At 61.1% G+C, this 18,125-nt stretch carries 16 protein-coding genes and 1 pseudogene; 10 read left to right on the top strand and 7 right to left on the bottom strand.

The features are described from left to right. Positions 1-234 precede the first annotated feature (234 nt). The gene (locus FPT12_RS03865; protein ID WP_054596731.1) at positions 235-1,155 is read left to right on the top strand and encodes a MurR/RpiR family transcriptional regulator; all 921 of its coding nucleotides are present in this window, start codon (positions 235-237) and stop codon (positions 1,153-1,155) included. Here FPT12_RS03865 and FPT12_RS03870 read toward each other — a convergent pair. Further along, entirely contained in the window at positions 1,128-2,030 is a 903-nt protein-coding gene (locus tag FPT12_RS03870; RefSeq protein WP_145014717.1) for a patatin-like phospholipase family protein, read from the bottom strand. The two genes, FPT12_RS03865 and FPT12_RS03870, sit on opposite strands and share 28 nt — an antisense overlap. Before the next feature lie 132 nt (positions 2,031-2,162). Here FPT12_RS03870 and FPT12_RS03875 point away from each other — a divergent pair, with 132 nt between their 5' ends. Further along, entirely contained in the window at positions 2,163-2,774 is a 612-nt protein-coding gene (locus tag FPT12_RS03875) for a glutathione S-transferase (protein WP_145014718.1), read from the top strand. Positions 2,775-2,965: 191 nt separating this feature from the next. On the opposite strand, the gene FPT12_RS03880 is transcribed toward FPT12_RS03875, so the two are convergent. Next, on the bottom strand, positions 2,966-4,033 hold the full coding sequence (locus FPT12_RS03880) for a diguanylate cyclase (protein ID WP_145014719.1): 1,068 nt from the start codon (positions 4,031-4,033) through the stop codon (positions 2,966-2,968). A gap of 243 nt (positions 4,034-4,276) precedes the next feature. Between FPT12_RS03880 and glcD the strand changes: the two genes are divergently transcribed. The 6 genes and pseudogenes from glcD to FPT12_RS03910 form a co-directional block, all read left to right on the top strand. Beyond that, on the top strand, positions 4,277-5,776 hold the full coding sequence (glcD, locus tag FPT12_RS03885) for a glycolate oxidase subunit GlcD (protein WP_145014720.1): 1,500 nt from the start codon (positions 4,277-4,279) through the stop codon (positions 5,774-5,776). Beyond that, positions 5,776-6,834: a glycolate oxidase subunit GlcE gene (gene glcE, locus FPT12_RS03890; RefSeq protein ID WP_145014721.1), complete on the top strand. Its 1,059-nt coding sequence runs from the start codon at positions 5,776-5,778 to the stop codon at positions 6,832-6,834. The genes glcD and glcE overlap by 1 nt, the downstream gene beginning before the upstream one ends. Positions 6,835-6,837: 3 nt before the next feature. Beyond that, complete coding sequence (glcF, locus tag FPT12_RS03895; protein ID WP_145014722.1) at positions 6,838-8,055, top strand: glycolate oxidase subunit GlcF; 1,218 nt, start codon at positions 6,838-6,840, stop codon at positions 8,053-8,055. 110 nt (positions 8,056-8,165) lie between these two features. Beyond that, a complete protein-coding gene (locus FPT12_RS03900; RefSeq protein WP_145014723.1) occupies positions 8,166-9,563 on the top strand; it encodes a VOC family protein in 1,398 nt (465 codons plus the stop codon). 143 nt (positions 9,564-9,706) lie between these two features. Then, positions 9,707-10,273 carry a MepB family protein gene (locus FPT12_RS03905; protein WP_256676590.1) on the top strand — a complete coding sequence of 189 codons (567 nt, stop codon included), beginning with the start codon at positions 9,707-9,709 and terminating at the stop codon, positions 10,271-10,273. 205 nt (positions 10,274-10,478) lie between these two features. Beyond that, positions 10,479-10,670: pseudogene (locus FPT12_RS03910) on the top strand (DUF6124 family protein); the annotation flags it as partial. Between the two features lie 212 nt (positions 10,671-10,882). On the opposite strand, the gene FPT12_RS03915 reads toward FPT12_RS03910, so the two are convergent. Continuing rightward, positions 10,883-11,203, bottom strand: a complete 321-nt coding sequence (locus tag FPT12_RS03915; protein WP_145014724.1) for a plastocyanin/azurin family copper-binding protein — start codon at positions 11,201-11,203, stop codon at positions 10,883-10,885. Between the two features lie 13 nt (positions 11,204-11,216). After that, a complete protein-coding gene (locus FPT12_RS03920) occupies positions 11,217-12,188 on the bottom strand; it encodes a metallophosphoesterase (RefSeq protein WP_054596721.1) in 972 nt (323 codons plus the stop codon). 148 nt (positions 12,189-12,336) lie between these two features. On the opposite strand from FPT12_RS03920, the gene FPT12_RS03925 reads away from it, so the two are divergent. Together FPT12_RS03925 and FPT12_RS03930 are read left to right on the top strand one after the other, a co-directional pair. Next, positions 12,337-12,849 (top strand): sigma-70 family RNA polymerase sigma factor, encoded by a 513-nt coding sequence (locus FPT12_RS03925; protein WP_103315170.1) that lies wholly within the window; start codon positions 12,337-12,339, stop codon positions 12,847-12,849. Further along, on the top strand, positions 12,842-13,600 hold the full coding sequence (locus FPT12_RS03930; RefSeq protein ID WP_145014725.1) for an anti-sigma factor: 759 nt from the start codon (positions 12,842-12,844) through the stop codon (positions 13,598-13,600). The genes FPT12_RS03925 and FPT12_RS03930 overlap by 8 nt, the downstream gene beginning before the upstream one ends. Before the next feature lie 303 nt (positions 13,601-13,903). Here FPT12_RS03930 and FPT12_RS03935 read toward each other — a convergent pair whose 3' ends face one another. From FPT12_RS03935 to FPT12_RS03945, 3 genes are read right to left on the bottom strand one after another with little or no spacing between them, the layout of a single operon-like run. Further along, positions 13,904-14,977 carry a lipocalin-like domain-containing protein gene (locus FPT12_RS03935; RefSeq protein ID WP_145014726.1) on the bottom strand — a complete coding sequence of 358 codons (1,074 nt, stop codon included), beginning with the start codon at positions 14,975-14,977 and terminating at the stop codon, positions 13,904-13,906. After that, positions 14,967-17,444 carry an FtsX-like permease family protein gene (locus FPT12_RS03940; protein ID WP_145014727.1) on the bottom strand — a complete coding sequence of 826 codons (2,478 nt, stop codon included), beginning with the start codon at positions 17,442-17,444 and terminating at the stop codon, positions 14,967-14,969. Before FPT12_RS03940 ends, FPT12_RS03935 begins: the two co-directional genes overlap by 11 nt. A gap of 1 nt (position 17,445) precedes the next feature. Further along, entirely contained in the window at positions 17,446-18,114 is a 669-nt protein-coding gene (locus FPT12_RS03945) for an ABC transporter ATP-binding protein (RefSeq protein WP_145014728.1), read from the bottom strand. Positions 18,115-18,125 lie beyond the last annotated feature (11 nt).

The raw sequence follows: 18,125 nt of genomic DNA on the forward strand, positions 1-18,125 counted from the left end.
TATAGCAAGAAATTCAATCGAACGGCTGTATATAGAAGACAAACGGCGACGCCACGCCTGCCTGCGTGGCGTAATTCACCGCGAAAAGTGCTTTCAGAGTTTCAGCACATGCCTGGCTGACCCACGGCTCAAGATTTTATTCACGCCTACCCTGTAGACTGCGCACAGCCAACCTATTGTCATGGACAACGCTTCACCGAGCGGCCCAATAAGAACAAGCCAGGAGGATCATTTATGTCCCGCACCGATCAGCCGGCTACCGCCGAGACCACGCCGCAAAGCGACCTCGCCAGCCCCCCGATCAATGCCGAACGCTTGCTGCAGCTGATCACCAACGAATACGAAAGCCTGCCGCGGCAGCTCAAACGCATCGCCAGCTACATGAGCCAGCAGAGCGACCGGATCATGGTCGACCGCATCAGCGACATCGCCCGCGAATGCGAAGTGCACCCTTCGGCCATCGTGCGTTTCTCCCAGCGCTTTGGTTTCAGCGGTTTCAGCGAAATGCAGGCGTTGTTCCGCGAGGCGTACACCCACAAGACCACGCCGGTGCAGAACTACCAGCAGCGCATTCGCAGCATGATCGCCAACAAATCGCAGAAGGCCAGCGGCGGCGACCTGGCGCGCGAGTGCATCAACGCCACGCTGTCAGGCATCGAACGCCTGGGCCTGGAGCTGGATGACCAGTCCTTCGAGAAAGCCGTGGACCTGGTGGTGAATGCCGACAACATCTACGTGGTCGGGGTCCGCCGTTCGTTCGCGGTGGCCGATTACCTGGTGTACAACCTGCAACACACCAACAAGCGCATTCACCTGGTCTCGGGACTGGGCGGCAGCTACCGCGAGCAAATGCGCAGCGTGCGGGCCAATGACCTGGTGATTGCCATCAGCTTCACGCCCTACGGCAAGGAAACCCAACACTGCCTGCGCATCGCCCAGCACCATCAGGCAAAGACCCTGATCATCACTGACAGCAACCTGTCACCGCTGGCCAAACGGGCGAATACGGTGCTGCTGGTCAATGAAGGCTCCTCGTTTGCATTCCGCTCCTTGAGTGCGACCTTGTGCCTGTGCCAGGCGCTGTTCATTGCCGTGGCCTATCGCCTGGAGCTGAAGATGGATGAGATTCACGAGCAGGTCGGGTTCGAGGACTGACCCTCACCGCCATGATGGGTATGGGTGTGGGCTTGCAACGAGCCCGGCACCCCGGCCCGAAGCAGCCCGCCGCCCTCGATCCAGGTCAGGGTCGACAGATAAGCGCGCTGCAGCAGTTGATCGGTCTGGGTGAAATCGAACACCGAGATCCCCAGCGGACACAGCGGCGCGACCACATGGATCGCCGCTCGCGGTGAATACAGTTCAATGTCGCGCACCAGTTGACGCATGCTCATCAGGTTCAAGGTGTGCAGCGCCAACGCCACCAGCCCCGAGGGTGGACTGGGGCAGTCACAACCAAAACCGGTCGGCACCACTACAACCCGCGTCGCGCCAAGGTACACCGCACTGGCAATCGGCGTATTGCTGGCCACGCCGCCGTCGATCAACAGCTTGCCGCCGATCTGCACACACGGAAACACCAATGGAATCGCCGCGCTGGCCAGCAACGCCTGCTCGACACTGCCGCTGGACAGCAGCTCTTCGGCGCCGGTCAGCAAATTGGTGGTGACGATGTGCAGCGGCAACTCGGTGTCTTCGATCTGCTTGAAGGGCAACGCCCGCCGCACCAGATGCTCCAGCGCCGCAGACTGCAACAGAAAACCCCTGCGCCGAAAAATTGCCGACAGGCTATCGAGCAACGAAAACGGAAACACATCGGCCTTGCGCAAACCACGCCAGAAGTCCGCCAGCTCGGCCACCCCTTGCACGTTCGGACGCGCAGCGAAGTACGCACCGTTGATGGCACCGACCGAGGCACCGATCACCATATCGAACGACACACCCGCTTCGACCAGCGCCTGCAACATGCCGACCTGAACCGCACCGAGGCTGCCGCCACCGGCAAGGACGAGCGCAGTGTTTTCGGCGGGCATGACAGACCTCCAGAAACATCCGGGTACCTAGACTCTCAAGCATAGCGGCTGAGCCCGAGAGCACTGGCGAAGGTCATGGGTTTACCGCTAAATTGGCGGCGCACTGTCTACGCATTATCAAAGGAGCTGTACATGAAGCTGATCGGAATGCTCGATTCACCTTATGTAAGACGCGTCGCCATTAGCCTGAAATCGCTGGACATCCCGTTCGAGCACGCCTCGGTATCGGTGTTCCGCCAGTTTGCGGAATTCCAGCAGATCAACCCGGTGGTCAAGGCCCCGACGCTGGTGCTGGACAACGGCGAAGTGCTGATGGATTCGACCTTGATCATCGACTACCTGGAAGCCTTGAGCGGACCAGACAAGAGCCTGATGCCCGCGCAACTGAACCAGCGCGCGCGTGCATTGCGGCTGATCGGCCTGGCCCTGGCGGCCTGCGAGAAGTCGGTGCAGATCTATTACGAGCGCAATTTGCGACCTGCCGAGAAACAGCATGAACCGTGGCTGGAACGCGTCGGCGGGCAGTTGCTGGCGGCGTATTCAGCGCTGGAACAGGAACTGGACAAGCAGCCGCTGAAGACCGACGGTTCCCTCGACCAGGCCGGCATCACCCTCGCCGTGGCCTGGAGCTTCACCAATCTGGTGGTGCCGGATCAGGTCAGTGACGCGCAGTTCCCGAAAATCCGCGCGTTCACCGCCTACGCCGAACAGCTGCCGGCGTTCGTCAGTACGCCGATTACCTGAGGACCTCTACCCATCCGCCCATAGCAGTTGTCAAGCCCGCGAGGCTGCGTTCGAGGACGCAGTCCTCGCCAATCCTGCATACGCGGTTTACCTGAAAGAGCGCGTTGCCGGATTTTACGACCGCTTCGCAGCCGAACGCAGCCTCGCGGGCTCGGCAGCTGCTACGACGGTCCGCGCTTGTTTATGCGTATTCAAACCATCGCCACCCGCTGCACCAGCCCATCGGCATGGCAGATCACCCGGTTACGCCCGGTGGTCTTGGCCGCATACAGCGCCTCATCGGCATCGTTGAGCCATTGCATGGCTTCAGTGTGCATTGGGTCGAACGCAGCCAGGCCGATGCTCAGGCTGACTTTCAACGCCGGATTCTGCTCGTAACCCAGCCCCGAAAACCGATCACGCAAGGCGTCCATCGCCTGTGCAGCGTGGGCCAGTGGCACGTCGGGCAGGATCACGCAGAACTCGTCACCGCCATAGCGCCCGGCCACATCACTGGCGCGCAGGTTTTGCTTGAGGATTTTGCTCAACTGACGCAACACGATATCGCCGGCCACATGACCGTAGGTGTCGTTGATGATTTTGAAGTGGTCGATGTCGATCAAGGCAATCGCACCGCCCCGCTGCTGGCGCTGGCAGCGCTGGAACTCGACCTCCAGCGCATCTTTCCAGGCCCCGTGGTTCAACAGCCCGGAGAGGCTGTCGGTGCGGCTCAGGGCCAGCAGTTCGCGTTTGTGCTTGCCCAGCGTGTGGGCCTGGCGAAAGCAGATCCAGCCCAGAAACATGGGATACAGCGTCAGCAGCGGCAAACAGGCATACAACTGAACAGGGCTGGTTTGCGGGATGAACACCGGAAAGAAGATCAGCAGCCCGACACCCATACCCAGCAACTGAGCCACCGTGCCGACGAGCAGAAAACGCAGGCCTCCAATGGCGACGTTGTTCATCGCCATCATCGACAACGTGGCAGTGCTGGGTAAGGGGTTGAACTGGATGGCAGCGACCCAGAATCCGCCCATGAACGCGTCGATCAGAATATTCCGGTGTTCGGCGTGATAAGGCGTGGGCGAGCGGCGCGCCCATTGATAGGCCAGGTGCGGCCAGACAAGGCCGTTGAACAGCATCAGCGCCAACAGCCAATGGGGCGGATTGAGTGGAATGATCGCCGCGCCCACGCAGAGCAGGCCCAGGACCATCCCCAGGGTTCGCGATGTGTAAAGCCTCCTTGCCAGTGAAAGTCCCTTTCCTCCGTTATGGTGCATAGGGGGACAAAGCTCCTCTTCACTACTACTGACCTGAAACTTCGAGTAACTCGGACAGGGATGTCTGGAAGTCTATCAGGGCGCAATCAAATAGCCATCACCGCTTGGCGGCCCGGAATAGCCCTGTCGGCAGGCCCACTGTCGAAATCTTGACTATAAATGACAAGGGACCCGGGATTGAACACACACCCGTAGCAGCTGCCGAAGGCTGCGTTCGGCAGCTGCTACGAGGCTTGTCATCTGATGAACATTCTCTACGACGAACGCATCGACGGTGCCCTGCCTCCGGTCGATAAGGAAGCCTTGCTCAACGCCTTGCGCGAGCAGGTGCCGGAACTGGACATTCTCTACCGCGAAGAAGAACTCAAACCCTACGAGTGCGACGGGCTCTCAGCCTATCGAACCACGCCGATGCTGGTACTGCTGCCGCGTTATTTCGAGCAGGTTCAAGCCGTGCTCAAACTCTGCCACGCCCGTCAGGTGCCAGTGGTGGCGCGTGGCGCCGGCACCGGGCTGTCCGGCGGCGCGCTGCCGTTGGAAAAAGGTGTGCTGCTGGTGATGGCGCGCTTCAACCAGATCCTGCACATCGACCCCGCCGCCCGCACCGCCCGAGTTCAGCCGGGGGTACGCAACCTGGCGATTTCCCAGGCCGTCGCACCGCTTGGCCTGTATTACGCGCCGGACCCGTCCTCGCAGATCGCCTGTTCGATTGGCGGCAATGTCGCGGAAAACGCAGGTGGCGTGCACTGCCTGAAATACGGCCTGACCGTCCACAATGTGCTGAAACTGGAAGTGCTGACGATCGAAGGCGAACACCTGACCTTGGGCTCGGACGCGCTGGATTCAGCGGGGTTTGACCTGCTGGCGCTGTTCAACGGCTCCGAGGGATTGCTGGGCATCATCACCGAAGTCACGGTCAAACTGCTGCCCAAACCACAGGCTGCCAAAGTGCTGCTGGCGAGTTTCGACTCCGTGGAAAAAGCCGGAGGCGCCGTGGCGAATATCATCGCCGCCGGGATCATCCCGGCAGGCCTGGAGATGATGGACAACCTGGCCTTGCGCGCCGCCGAAGACTTCGTTCACGCCGGCTACCCGGTGGATGCCGAGGCAATTTTGCTGTGTGAACTCGATGGCGTCGAAGCCGATGTACGCGATGATTGCCTACGGGTTCGCGCCGTGCTGGAGCGGGCCGGTGCCAGTGAAGTGCGCCAGGCGCGTGACGAGGCTGAACGGGTGAAGTTCTGGGCCGGACGCAAAGCGGCGTTCCCGGCAATCGGGCGCTTGTCGCCGGACTATTACTGCATGGACGGCACCATCCCGCGACGCGAGTTACCTCGGGTGCTCAAGGGGATTGCCGAGCTGGCCAGTGAATACGGCTTGCGAGTGGCCAACGTGTTTCATGCCGGCGACGGCAACATGCACCCGCTGATCCTGTTCGACGCCAACCAGCCCGGCGAGCTGGAACGCACCGAAGCCCTCGGCGGCAAAATCCTCGAACTCTGCGTCAAGGTCGGCGGCAGCATCACCGGCGAGCACGGCGTCGGTCGGGAGAAAATCAATCAGATGTGCGCACAGTTCAACAGCGACGAGCTGACGGTGTTTCACGCAATCAAAGTCGCGTTCGACGCCAAAGGCCTGCTCAATCCCGGCAAGAATATTCCCACCCTGCACCGCTGCGCCGAGTTCGGTGCCATGCATGTCCACGGCGGGCAACTGCCCTTCCCCGACCTGGAGCGTTTCTGATGCGTGCCGAACAGGACCGGGATGCCAGCGCCGAGTTACTGGAGCAGATCAACCAGGCCCGGGAGAACGCCACGCCGTTGCGCATTCAAGGCGCCAGCAGCAAAGCCTTCCTTGGCCGCGAAGTCGCTGGCGAGGTGCTCGACACCCGCGTCCATCGCGGCATCGTCAGCTATGACCCGACCGAACTGGTGATCAGCGCCCGCTGCGGCACTCCGCTGAGGGAATTGCTGGCGGCGCTGGATGCGGCCGGACAAATGCTCCCCTGTGAACCGCCCTGCTTTGGTGAAGATGCCACGGTCGGCGGCATGATCGCCTCGGGGCTATCAGGTCCGCGTCGCCCGTGGGCCGGCGCGGTGCGCGACTTTGTGCTCGGCACCCGGCTGATCACCGGCAACGGCAAGCCGTTGCGTTTTGGCGGTGAGGTGATGAAAAACGTCGCCGGTTATGACCTGTCGCGGTTGTTGACCGGCAGCTTCGGTTGCCTCGGCGTGATCACCGAAGTTTCGCTCAAGGTTCTGCCCAAACCGCGCCAATGCCTGAGCATCAGCCTGGAACTCGACAGCGCCCGAGCCTTGAGCAAACTCGCCGAATGGGGCCAGCAACCGCTGCCCATCAGCGCGGCGTGCCATGACGGCCGGCAATTGCACCTGCGGCTGGAGGGCGGCGAAGGCTCGGTCAGCGCCGCTCATCAGCGCCTCGGCGGCGAGGTGCTGGACGCTCAATACTGGGAGGCTCTGAATGAACAACAGCTGGCATTTTTCGATGAAGGGCTGCCGTTGTGGCGTCTGTCATTGCCGAACAACATCGGCCCGCTGACGCTGCCCGGCGAACAGCTGATCGACTGGGCCGGCGCGCAACGCTGGTTGAAATCCGAGGCGCCGGACATTCAGTCGCTGGCCGCGGATCTGGGTGGCCACGCCACCTGTTATAGCCACGGTGTCAGCGACACGCCGTTCCAGCCGTTGGCGCCAGCGCTGTTGCGTTACCACCAACAGCTCAAGGCCCAACTCGACCCTCGGGGGCTGTTCAACCCTGGCCGGATGTACGCGGAGTTCTGAAGCATGCAGACCACCCTCAGCGAACAGGCCAAACGCCTGCCCCGCGCGGCAGAGGCCGAAAGCATACTGCGCACCTGCGTGCATTGCGGGTTCTGCAACGCTACCTGCCCGACCTATCAGTTGCTTGGCGATGAACTGGACGGCCCGCGTGGGCGCATCTACCTGATCAAGCAAGTGCTCGAAGGCCACCCCGCCACTGCCCAGACCCAATTGCACCTGGACCGCTGCCTGTCGTGCCGCGCCTGCGAAACCACCTGCCCGTCCGGGGTTGATTATCACAACCTGCTGGACATTGGCCGCGCCGTGGTCGATCAGGCGGTGCCGCGCTCGGCGAGCCAGCGCCTGTTGCGCCAGGGCTTGCGGGCGATGGCGCCGAACCCCGGACTGTTCAAGGCCTTGTTGCAGATCGGTGCAACCTTCCGGCCGCTGATGCCGCGTGACCTCGAAGCCAAATTGCCGCACGACGTGCCGCCAGCGGGAGAATGGCCAACCACGGTGCATGCGCGAAAAGTGCTGATGCTCGAAGGCTGTGTGCAGCCGGGTTTGTCGCCGAACACCAACACCGCCGCGGCGCGGGTGCTGGACCGACTGGGGATCAGCGTCATCCCCGTCACTCAGGCCGGATGCTGCGGGGCGCTGGACTATCACCTTGATGCTCAGGAACAGGGACTGAATCGCGCCCGCCAGAACATCGACGCCTGGTGGCCCGCGCTGGAAAACGGCGCCGAAGCCATCGTGCAAACCGCCAGCGGCTGCGGTGCGTTCATCAAGGACTACGGCCATTTGCTCAAGACCGATCCCGCCTACGCGGCCAAAGCCAAGTGGGTCAGCGAGATGAGCAAAGACCTGGTGGAAATCCTGCGCGACGAACCCTTGGAGCGAGTGTGCGCGGCCACCGAACGACGCATCGCCTTCCACTGCCCATGCACCTTGCAGCACGCGCTAAAACTCGGCGGTGCAATCGAAGAACTACTGACCCGCCTCGGTTTCAATCTCACCAGCGTGCCCGACAGTCATCTGTGTTGCGGCTCGGCCGGGACTTACTCATTGACCCAACCGGTGCTCGCCCGGCAGCTTCGCGACAACAAGCTCAATGCTCTGGAAAGCGGCCGGCCGGAGCTGATCGTCACCGCCAACATCGGTTGCCAGAGCCACCTCGCCAGCGCCGGACGGACGCTGGTTAAGCACTGGATCGAGCTGGTGGACCAGATGTTGCGCTGAATGCAGCAGTCATTTGCAGAATGAAGTTCAGAAGAAACTTCGTTTGTCAGCATCGCCTGTGCCGAACAGAATCGGCCTACTCCACTGTCACTGCGCCGGGATTCGTGTTTATGAGCAACCACAACGTCGTCAGCCCAGACCTGATCCGCCAACGCTTCTCGCGGGCGATGTCAGACATGTACCGCGAAGAAGTGCCGCTGTACGGCGCCTTGATGGAACTGGTGGCGCAGACCAACGCCCAGGTGCTCGACAGCGATCCGGCGATTGCCCGACAGTTACGCAGCACAGGCGAAATCGAGCGCCTGGACCTCGAACGCCACGGGGCGATCCGCGTCGGCACTGCGCAAGAGCTGGCGACCCTCTGCCGCTTGTTTGCGGTGATGGGCATGCAGCCGGTCGGCTATTACGACCTGACACCGGCCGGGGTGCCGGTGCATTCCACGGCGTTCCGCGCCGTGCATGAAAGCTCCTTGCAAGTCAGCCCGTTCCGGGTGTTCACCTCGCTGCTGCGCCTGGAGCTGATCGAAAACCCCGAACTGCGCGCGTTTGCCGAATCGGTGCTGGCCAAGCGTTCGATCTTCACCGCGCAGGCGCTGAAGCTGATCGAGCAGGCCGAACAACACGGCGGACTCAACGAGCAGCAAGCCGAGGATTTCGTCGAACAGGCTCTGGAAACCTTCCGCTGGCACCACCACGCCACCGTCACCGCCGCGCAATACCAGCAACTCAGTGCCCAGCATCGGTTGATCGCCGACGTGGTCGCCTTCAAAGGCCCGCACATCAACCACCTGACGCCGCGCACGCTGGACATCGACATCGTGCAGGCGAAAATGCCCGAACACGGCATCACCCCCAAAGCGGTGATCGAAGGCCCACCGCGCCGCCAGTGCCCGATCCTGCTGCGCCAGACCAGTTTCAAAGCGCTGGACGAGCCGATTGCGTTCACCGATCAGCAGCAGGCTCATGGCAGCCACAGCGCCCGCTTCGGTGAAATCGAACAACGCGGCGCCGCACTCACGCCTGAAGGCCGCGCACTCTACGACCGCCTGCTCAACGCCGCTCGCGATGAGCTCAAGGACTTCCCCAACGAAGCCAACGCGGCGCGCTACAACAGCCTGATGGAGCAGCATTTCAAAGCCTTCCCGGACAGCTACAACGAAATGCGCGAACAGGGTCTGGCCTACTTCCGCTACTTCGTCACTGAAAAGGGCCTAGCAGCTGATAGCGACGAATTGGGGTCAGCGTCGTTGCAAGACTTGCTCAAGGCTGGGTACATCCGCGCAGAGCCGCTGGTGTACGAAGACTTTCTGCCGGTCAGCGCGGCGGGGATTTTCCAGTCGAACCTGGGTGACGCCGCGCAGACCCACTACGCCGAGCATTCGAATCGGCAAGCGTTTGAAAAAGCATTGGGGCGGTCGACTATTGATGAACTGGCGTTGTATGCCGATACGCAGCGGCGGTCGATTGAGGAGTGCCGTGCAGCGCTCAATCTGCCGCGGCTGACCTGATAAGTCGGCGGATCATGCGAGAGAGGGTTGTCAGCTATTACATGAGCGTCCGACGTCGACAAAGCACCGGTACAACAGGACACATTTATTACCGTGGATGCCTTAGTCTATGAATCCGTCCCGACGCTCAGTGATCCCTCCCGTTGAAATCCGACCTCGCTGCCCCACCCACAAAATCGGCCCACACCTGCCCTTCTCCTCTTCCACGCGATCTGGTCGCCGCTATCCAGAATGTCTATGAACCCGCTGGCATGACGGTGACGCAAACAGCGCTATGCGAAGCCGAGAGTACCGAGTACGGTGCCGCGCGTTTTGGTCTCGACGGCCGCACGATTGTTTTTCGTGTGGCGAAGACCACGCCGACCAAGGTTGGACAGTTCGTTACCTTATGGAAGCGACCAACGCCAGGCAGTGTCATTGCGCCGCTTGACAGTGCCGATGGCGTAGCCTTTGTGGTGGTGAGCGTGTGCGATGCGACGCATCGCGGGCAGTTTGTGTTCGACCCGCAGATATTGGCCTCGAAGGGCATCCTGTCGCTCAACGGGAAAGGCGGAAAGCGCGCTATCCGCGTCTATCCGCCGTGGGTCCAACCCGTCGCGAAAGACGCGGTGAGGACGCAGCACTGGCAGCTTCGGTACTTCCTGTCGTTTGATCACAACGGCAACGCCGATGCCGAGCAGGTGCGTCGACTCTTTGGCCTGAATACATAGGGCTTCGGAAGTTTCCTTCACGCTGTAGCGGTTTTGGTGAACTTGTGCCGAATGGGTCAGGCGAATAGCCTTCGTCTGTCGCTGCAAAATCAGTGGCAAGGGTGTGGAAGCCCTTCAAAAGATCTAGGTGCACAAGCGCCTCTAAATTCAAGCAGGCGCTTTTCCTTGATTCAGTTTCAGGAACAAGCCAATGAAAAAGATCACCCCCAATCGCCCCGCCCCCATCAGCTCCATCTTCGCCCTCACCCCCGACGTCGACACCGAAACCCTGCTGATCCACACCTCCGAAACCCTCGCCTCGCTCAACGCCATGGCCACCGATCTGGCCTTTGAACTCGAAGGCTCGCGCCGCAGCGTGGCGTTGGCGATTCAGCAGTTGACCGTGCTGGCCGAAATGCATTCTGTAAAACAAAGCAGGTCCACTGTGGGAGCGGGCTTGCTCGCGAAAGCGTCATATCGAGCGACATATTCGTCGCGTCGTAAACCGTCTTCGCGAGCAAGCCCGCTCCCGCATTTGATCTTTGCTGTTTCGAACCTTGTGTTCGCTTAATTGATGGGCATTTACCTCGGGTCGCCCATTTTTTTCACTGAGTTGCACCTGCCCTCCTCTCACTTCGCCCCACTGACAATAATCTTACCAACCATCTGCGGGTGCAGTGCACAGTAGTACTCATAGGTCCCCGGCGTATTGAACTGATAGGAAAACTTGTCGTTGGTGTCGAGCGCCGGTGAGTGGAACACCTTGTGGGTTTCCATCACCGTATGGACCGTTTGATCGTCGTTGACCCAGGTCACGGTGGTGCCCACCGCTACCGTCACGTCCTTGGGAGCAAACATGAATTCCTTGATATCGATTTTGGTCCCTTCTGCCCACACCGGAATCGACACCATCAGCCAACCCAAGGCCAGAACCCGCAGTAAATGCTTCATCTCAGCGCCTCCCCTAAACGAGTGTTGAATCGATCAATGCCAACGGATGATCGCCCTGCGTCGCCTTGACCTCGGTAATCCCCAGGTAGTTGCGCAGTTGATCGGCTGCCACGGTCATCGGTCCCGGTGCTGGCCCGACACCGGGTGCGGGTTGCGGGTAAGCCGTGCCGCGTGCGGTGTGGAAGGTGATGTTGCCCTCGACTTTCTGGATGACCTGATGAATGTGGCCATTGAGGACCGTCACCGAACCGTATTTGCGCAGCATGGCGATGGCCTGATCGCCGTCTTCGGTGCCCCAGCCCCACGGCTGATAGATCGTCCACAATGGAATGTGGGTGAACACCACAACCGGTGTGCTGGTGCTCACCGCCTTTAAATCATCCTGCAGCCAGGCCAGTTGCTCGGCACCAAGCGTCGCCTCGTGGCCCGCCTGGAAGTTGAAGACGTTGACCAGCGCGATGAAGTGCACGCCGTGGTCGTTGAAGCTGTACCAGCCATTGCCTTTGGTGCCTTTGCCATAGCGCTCGAGATAGAGCTTGCCACCGCCCTCATCGAGGGTGTCGTGCTCACCCGGTATGTAGTGCACGGTTGAAGGCAGGCCTTTGAGCACAGACGCGGCAGTATCGAATTCCTCCGGTTTGGAGAGGTGGGTGATGTCCCCTGTGTGCAGGATCAGCGAAGGCCTTTTCGGCAGCGCGATGACTTTGTCGATGGCGACTTGCAAGGTCTTCAGCGGTTCGGGATTGGCTTCCTTGTTGAAACCGATGTGCGAGTCGCTGATTTGCACGAAGTGGAAGGTGCTGTCCAGCGCTTTCGGGTCCTTCACCTGGCCATCTTCGCCCAGGGCGAACGCTCGGGGAATGCCGCCACTCAATGCCCAGATGACACCGGCACCCGCCCACGCCGAGCACTTGAGCAGGTGCCTGCGGTCGGGGTCCAGGGGGCCATCTGTACGTTTTTCATGTGATGCCGGACGAATGTTCATGGGAACGCCCTCGTAGCGGTCTACATTGATGAACTGACAGGATGTACAACCGAGCCGGTCGGGGTTTTATTCCCGGGAAAAAAACATTTTTCATTCCGGGAATAAAACGCAGCGAATCCGGGTTATAGGGGGCAAAGGCTGGGGCACTATGAAGCGATTTGAGGAGCTGCTTGCACCGCATATGGATGCCGCTTACAACCTCGCGCGCTGGCTCACCGGCAGTGACAGCGCGGCACATGATGTGGTGCAGGAAAGTGCGCTCAAGGCGTTTAGATTTCTGCATCGCTTTGCCGATGGCAATGCCAAGGCCTGGTTCCTGACGATCGTCCGCAACGAGAGTTACAACTGGCTAAAGGGCTCGGCCAGCCATCGTTGGGTCGCCATCGGCGATGAAATCTCGCAGGACAACTTTGCCCTGAGCCACAGCCAGACACCGGAACTGCTCGCCATGCAGGCCGAAGACGCCGCACGGGTTCAACAGGCACTGCGCGCCCTGCCCCCGGCCTTTCGCGAAATGATCGTCCTCAAGGAATTGGAGGACATGCCTTACAAGGACATCGCGAAGGTGGTCGACATACCTCTGGGAACCGTCATGTCTAGACTGGCCAGGGCTCGCGCCATGCTCAAGCTGGAACTACTGAAGTTGCAAGGCCATGAATGAGATCAACTGCACGGTCTGCCACGAATTGATTCATGGCTACCTGGACCATGAACTGGATGCAACGACCACTGCGAACGTTGCCGGGCACCTGTCGCACTGCGCCGACTGCCAACGCGTGCATGATGAAATGCAACGGCTGATCACCAGCGTCAAGGCCTATGCGCCGTATTACGCGGCGCCCGATGCGCTGATTCAACAGGTTTTCGTCAATCTCCCGTCACCGACCTCTCCTTGGCAAGCGTTGAGAGAGACCACGCAAAAGTGGCTGGCACCGGCTTTTTCCGCGGTCGCGCTGGCCATGGCCCTGGCGTTGTATGTGGCCACGCCTTCGCCTGAGCAACCCTGGCTGGAGGAAGCGGTGTCCAGCCATGTGCGCTCGCTGATGGCTGAGCACCTGAACGATGTCGTGTCGTCCGACCGGCACACGGTCAAGCCCTGGTTTACCGGCAAGCTGGACTTTTCGCCACCGGTGTTCGACTTCTCGGCACAGGGTTTTCCTTTACTCGGCGGGCGCCTGGATTACCTGCAACACCAGACGACCGCTGCGCTGTCTTACGGGCGGGCGAAGCACATCATCAACGTGTTCATGGTGCCGACGACAGAAGCCGATCAGCCCCGGAAAAACCAGTTCATCCGCGGTTACAACGTTGTCGCGTGGCAACACAATCACATGCGTTTTATCGTGATATCCGATCTGGAAAAAACCGAACTGGAAGTCTTCAGCCGATTGCTTGAACAGGGAGCTTTTTAACGAGAGGCGTTACTTGAAGGCTATCGGTGCGATGAGATGCGCGATGGAATGTTGTTTATCGCGTCTGGTGACAGGTGCTCGCCCAGTGTTATGGCCTGGCAATCCATGCACCGGTAAAGAGCCCCGACACTGGGCGAACGGGGAGATTTTAATGGAACGTAAACAATCTGTCCGTTCACAAACTCTGAATAAATCTGGACACAATGTTTCCACCAAATTGTTTGTAACGAAAAAAAACCAAACCAGTCCAACCACCCTTGCCTCCCTGAGCAGGAGCGCAAGGATACCGGGCGGCGCTCTGGATCAGTACCCGGTCATTTCCAGATATCCATTGCCGGCATGGCTGCCGCTCACCTGCACCGGCCCCTCCCAGTAGGGAATGCGCAAATCCATCCAGGCCCGGGGGTTCAAGGCGCTGCTGGTGATGTCCAGGCCTTTGCGCGGAACCTTGATCGACCAGCGTGTCGGTAAACGCCGTCCGGCCACCTCGGAAGACGCCAACGGCGTGAGGCTGATCTCGTCTCGCGAGAGTTGCACCGCGCTGCCGTCCGGGTTGATCCAGGTGCCAGTCAGGTATGCCGCTCCTCCCTTTTGCCGCATCCGATACAGCATCAACTGCGCGCCACCGTCCAGGTGCAGGGAAAACCAGTCCCAACCGGTCTGGTTCGCCGTCAGCGGCTGGCTGCTCCACTCACGGTCGAGCCACGCCGGGCCACTGACCTGATACGTTGCTCCGTCGATTTCCAGGCTACCGCTGGCCTGGAAGAACGGCTGGCTGTAGTAGTACGACGCCTGGCCCTGTTCGGATTTTTGACTGAAGCCTTGCTCGCCTTGCAGCACCAACGGTCGACTGGAAGTGAGTCGCAGCCGATAGTTGAAGCCCTTGCCGCTGGCCTGCATCTGCATCTCGGCCAAGGGGTTGGCGGTGTCGGTTTGAGTGCTCAGGCGCCAGTCATCGATCCACGCCGCAAACGGCACGTTCTGAACCCCGGCCTGGCCGACGCCACCGCGGGCATAACGCTCGGCGGCGTGGTGAACGGTCGCCGAGGTCACCGCCGCGTGACCGAGCCAGATGATCTGGCTGGCCCAGTCGGGCTGCTCGGGCCCAGCCTTCAGGGCATTGCGAAACAACGTCCACTGCACGCCAAATTCCTGGCCCTGCGGGTCCTTGAGGTTGGCGGTGATGTACCACCACTCGACGCGGTAACCGTCATGGGCGCTGTGATCTGCCGGGAAGCTGAATACCCGGCCCGGCGTCACTTGCTGGAACGAAGCCGCTTCACTGCCCAGCCCGGCGAAACTTTCGTTGTGCGTCGATGAGTCATCGCAACCCGTCAATGCCAGCAACAACACGCCAACGGCCCGGTTAATCCTCATGGGCAAAGCTCCTCAGCAGGTCTGCCGGTTGCGTACGATAGAGTTTGAACAATGGCCAGGCCGAGGCCAGTAACGTCGCCAACATCGCCAGCCCCATCAATTCCACGAGTTGCAACGGGAACACCCGCAACGGCAGGCGCCAGCCAAACGCCTGAACGTTGATCACCGTGTCCAGGCACCAGGCCAATGCCAATCCCAAGGGTAACGCCACCACCAGCGTGAGCAGTGCCAGCAACCAGGTCTGCCCGAGGTTGAGCAGCATCAATTGTCGGCGCGTCACGCCCAGTGCCCACAATGGCGCCAGTTGCCCGAGACGGCTCTGACTCTGGGTCAGCAAGCTGATGAACAGCGCCACGCCAGCCACGCCGAGGGTCAGGCTGTTGAGCGCCGCAGTCGCCGCGAAGGTCCGTTCGAACACCTGCGTCGACCAGCCCTTGAGCCGGGCTTGATCAACGATGCGGCTGTCGTCCAGGGCAAAGCGCGTCTGTAGCGCCGTCAGCAGCGCGAGGGTTTGCGCCGGATCGATACGTAAATTGAAGCGACTCGGCGTCAGTTGCGGCCAGTAACGCAACAGGTGTTCGGCGTTGACCAGCAAGTGCCCCTTGGGGTTGCCGTAGTCGGCATAGATTCCGATCAGTTGCGGTGACCATGTGCCTTGTGGTGTAGGAATGCTTAGACGGTCACCGAGCCGCAGCTTGAGTCGGCGGGCCAGTTGCTCGCTGAGCATCACCGTGTCATGCGCCACCAACTGATCCCAGGGGCGCTCACCCAACGCTTCAAGTAACGGCCAATGCTCGCGATAGGTCGGATGGTCGATCACCCCGTAAAGGTCCGCCGGCCAGCCCTCCAATGACACTGCAACCTGCCAGCTCGGCAACACCGCGCTGAGTTTTTGTTCCGGCAGCCATTGCTGCAGTTCGGTGGCTTGCGCCGGGTTCTGCGGGTTGACGTATAGCTCGGCGGTCAACCGTTGCTCCAGCCAGTCACTGAAGGTCTGACGAAAACCGGCGGTCATGCTGCCGGCACCGATGTTGGCTGCCAGCGCCAACAACAGCGCCATCAAGGCCAGGCTCAGGGCCGGCAGTTGCTGACGGCAATCGGCGAGAAACCATTGCCCCAGCACCGACCGGCTACGCCCCACGAGTCGATTCAATACGGCGTCGAGCAGCACCGGCAAACTCAATGCAGTACCGATCAACAACGCGGCCATCAACACAAAACCGCTGGCCAGGCTGTCACCCCACAGCAACGCGATCAGGCCGATCGCCGCAACGACCGCCGCCACCCAACCCTGACGCCGCAACCAGCGCGCGTGAGCCTGATGCCAGGCTTGCGGGTTGGCCAACGCCAGCAGCGGCAGTCGCGCCGCTCGCAGCAAACTGTTCGCCCCGGCCAGCAATGCGCCGAGCAGGCTCAAACCGAGCCCGCTGAACCACCATAGCGGGCTGAGGCTCAACTGCCCCGCCACTTCGGCGCCATACAAACCACGCAAGCTGGCGGCAACGTCCGGCAACAGCAGGCTGGCCAACAGGTAGCCGCTGACTACCCCGGCCAACCCGCCGAGCAGTGCCAGCCCACCCAATTCGAGGCTCAGGCAGAAGATCAGCGTCCGCACGCTGACCCCACAGGCGCGCAAGGTTCTGAACAGTCCACGACGTTGCTCCAACGCCAGGCCGATGGCCGCGTGGACGATAAACAAGCCGACCACAAACGACAGAAACCCCAGCGCATCAAGGTTCAGGTGAAAGCTCTCGGTAAGCCGCGCCAGATTGTTCTCCTCGCCGCTGCGCTTGAGTTGCAACTGTCCCGTCAATTCGCTGGGCAGCTGCGGCTCGGTGGCTGCGAAGTCCCTGGGCAACAACAGGCGCGACAGCTGTGCCGGCAACCCCAGCACCCGCTGGGCAACTCCGATGTCCACCAGCAGCACGCCGGGGGCCATGTCGACCTGGCTGTGCAACGGTGGCAAGGTCTGCCCGTTCAGGCTTTGTGGTTGGTCGCCCTCACGCAAACCGAGCGCCTGCAAGGTTGACGGGGCAATCCAGGTACGGCCCGGCGGGCCGACAAAATCGACCATCTGCGCCATGTCGAGGTGTTGTCCGGCCAGCGCCGAACCGCTGGGCAACGACAACGGCTCGATGCCCATCAACTGCAAGCGCAGGTCTTCACGCCCCTTGAGTTGAATTCGTGCCTGCAACACCGGTGACACCGGCCAACCGGCCCGGCGCAGGTCGACGAACACTCCCTGAGAGAAGGTCGCGCCATTCGGCGCACTGAGGCTGGCCTGGGGTTCACCGCCAATCAGCTGACTGGCGCGAGCGTAACTTTCTCGCGCCTGACTGTTCAGCGCCTGCACCCCGGTCAACAGGCCGGTGGCCAGCCAGAGCCCGGTCAGCACACTGAAAAACTGCACCGGGTGCTGACGCCAATGGCTGAGCAGCGCTCGCAAGGTTTCACGCAAAACGTCCATATCAGCGCTGGCCTGCGTCGACCAGGCGTCCACCGTGCAACAGCACTTTTTCGGCGAGCCGTGCGGCGACCCGTGGGCTGTGGGTGACCATCAACAAACTGCAGGGGCTGTCATCGAGCAGCTCCAGCAGCAAGTCGAGCACCTCGTCGCTGGTGTGTTCATCGAGACTGCCGGTCGGCTCATCGGCCAACAGCAGACGCGGACGCGACGCCAGCGCCCGACCGAGCGCAACCCGTTGCTGCTGGCCACCGGACAATTGCTCCGGATAACGTTGGAGTAAATCCCCCAGCCCCAGCCGCGCCACCAGGTGCGCCTGCCAACGCAGGTCATGGCGCCCGGCCAAGCGTGCCTGGAATGCCAGATTGTCCTCGACCCGTAGGCTGCCAATCAGGTTGTACTGCTGGAACACCAGGCCGATTTCAGTACGCCGCCAATTTGCCAGCTGCCCTTCGTTCATCTGCTCGAGGCGCTGATTGCCCATACGGATGCTGCCGCGATCGACCTTGTCGAGCCCGGCAATCAAATGCAGCAAGGTGCTCTTGCCACTGCCCGATTCGCCCATCAGCGCCAGGCTGCTGCCTTGCGCCAGGTGCAAGTCGACACCCTGCAACACCGCCAATGGGCCTTGGGGAGTGGCGTAGCTCTTGAACACGCCGTGCACCTGAAGCATGGGAACGCTCG

Origin of the sequence: Pseudomonas sp. H3(2019) (assembly GCF_007713465.1) — a bacterium.
Taxonomy (GTDB): domain Bacteria; phylum Pseudomonadota; class Gammaproteobacteria; order Pseudomonadales; family Pseudomonadaceae; genus Aquipseudomonas.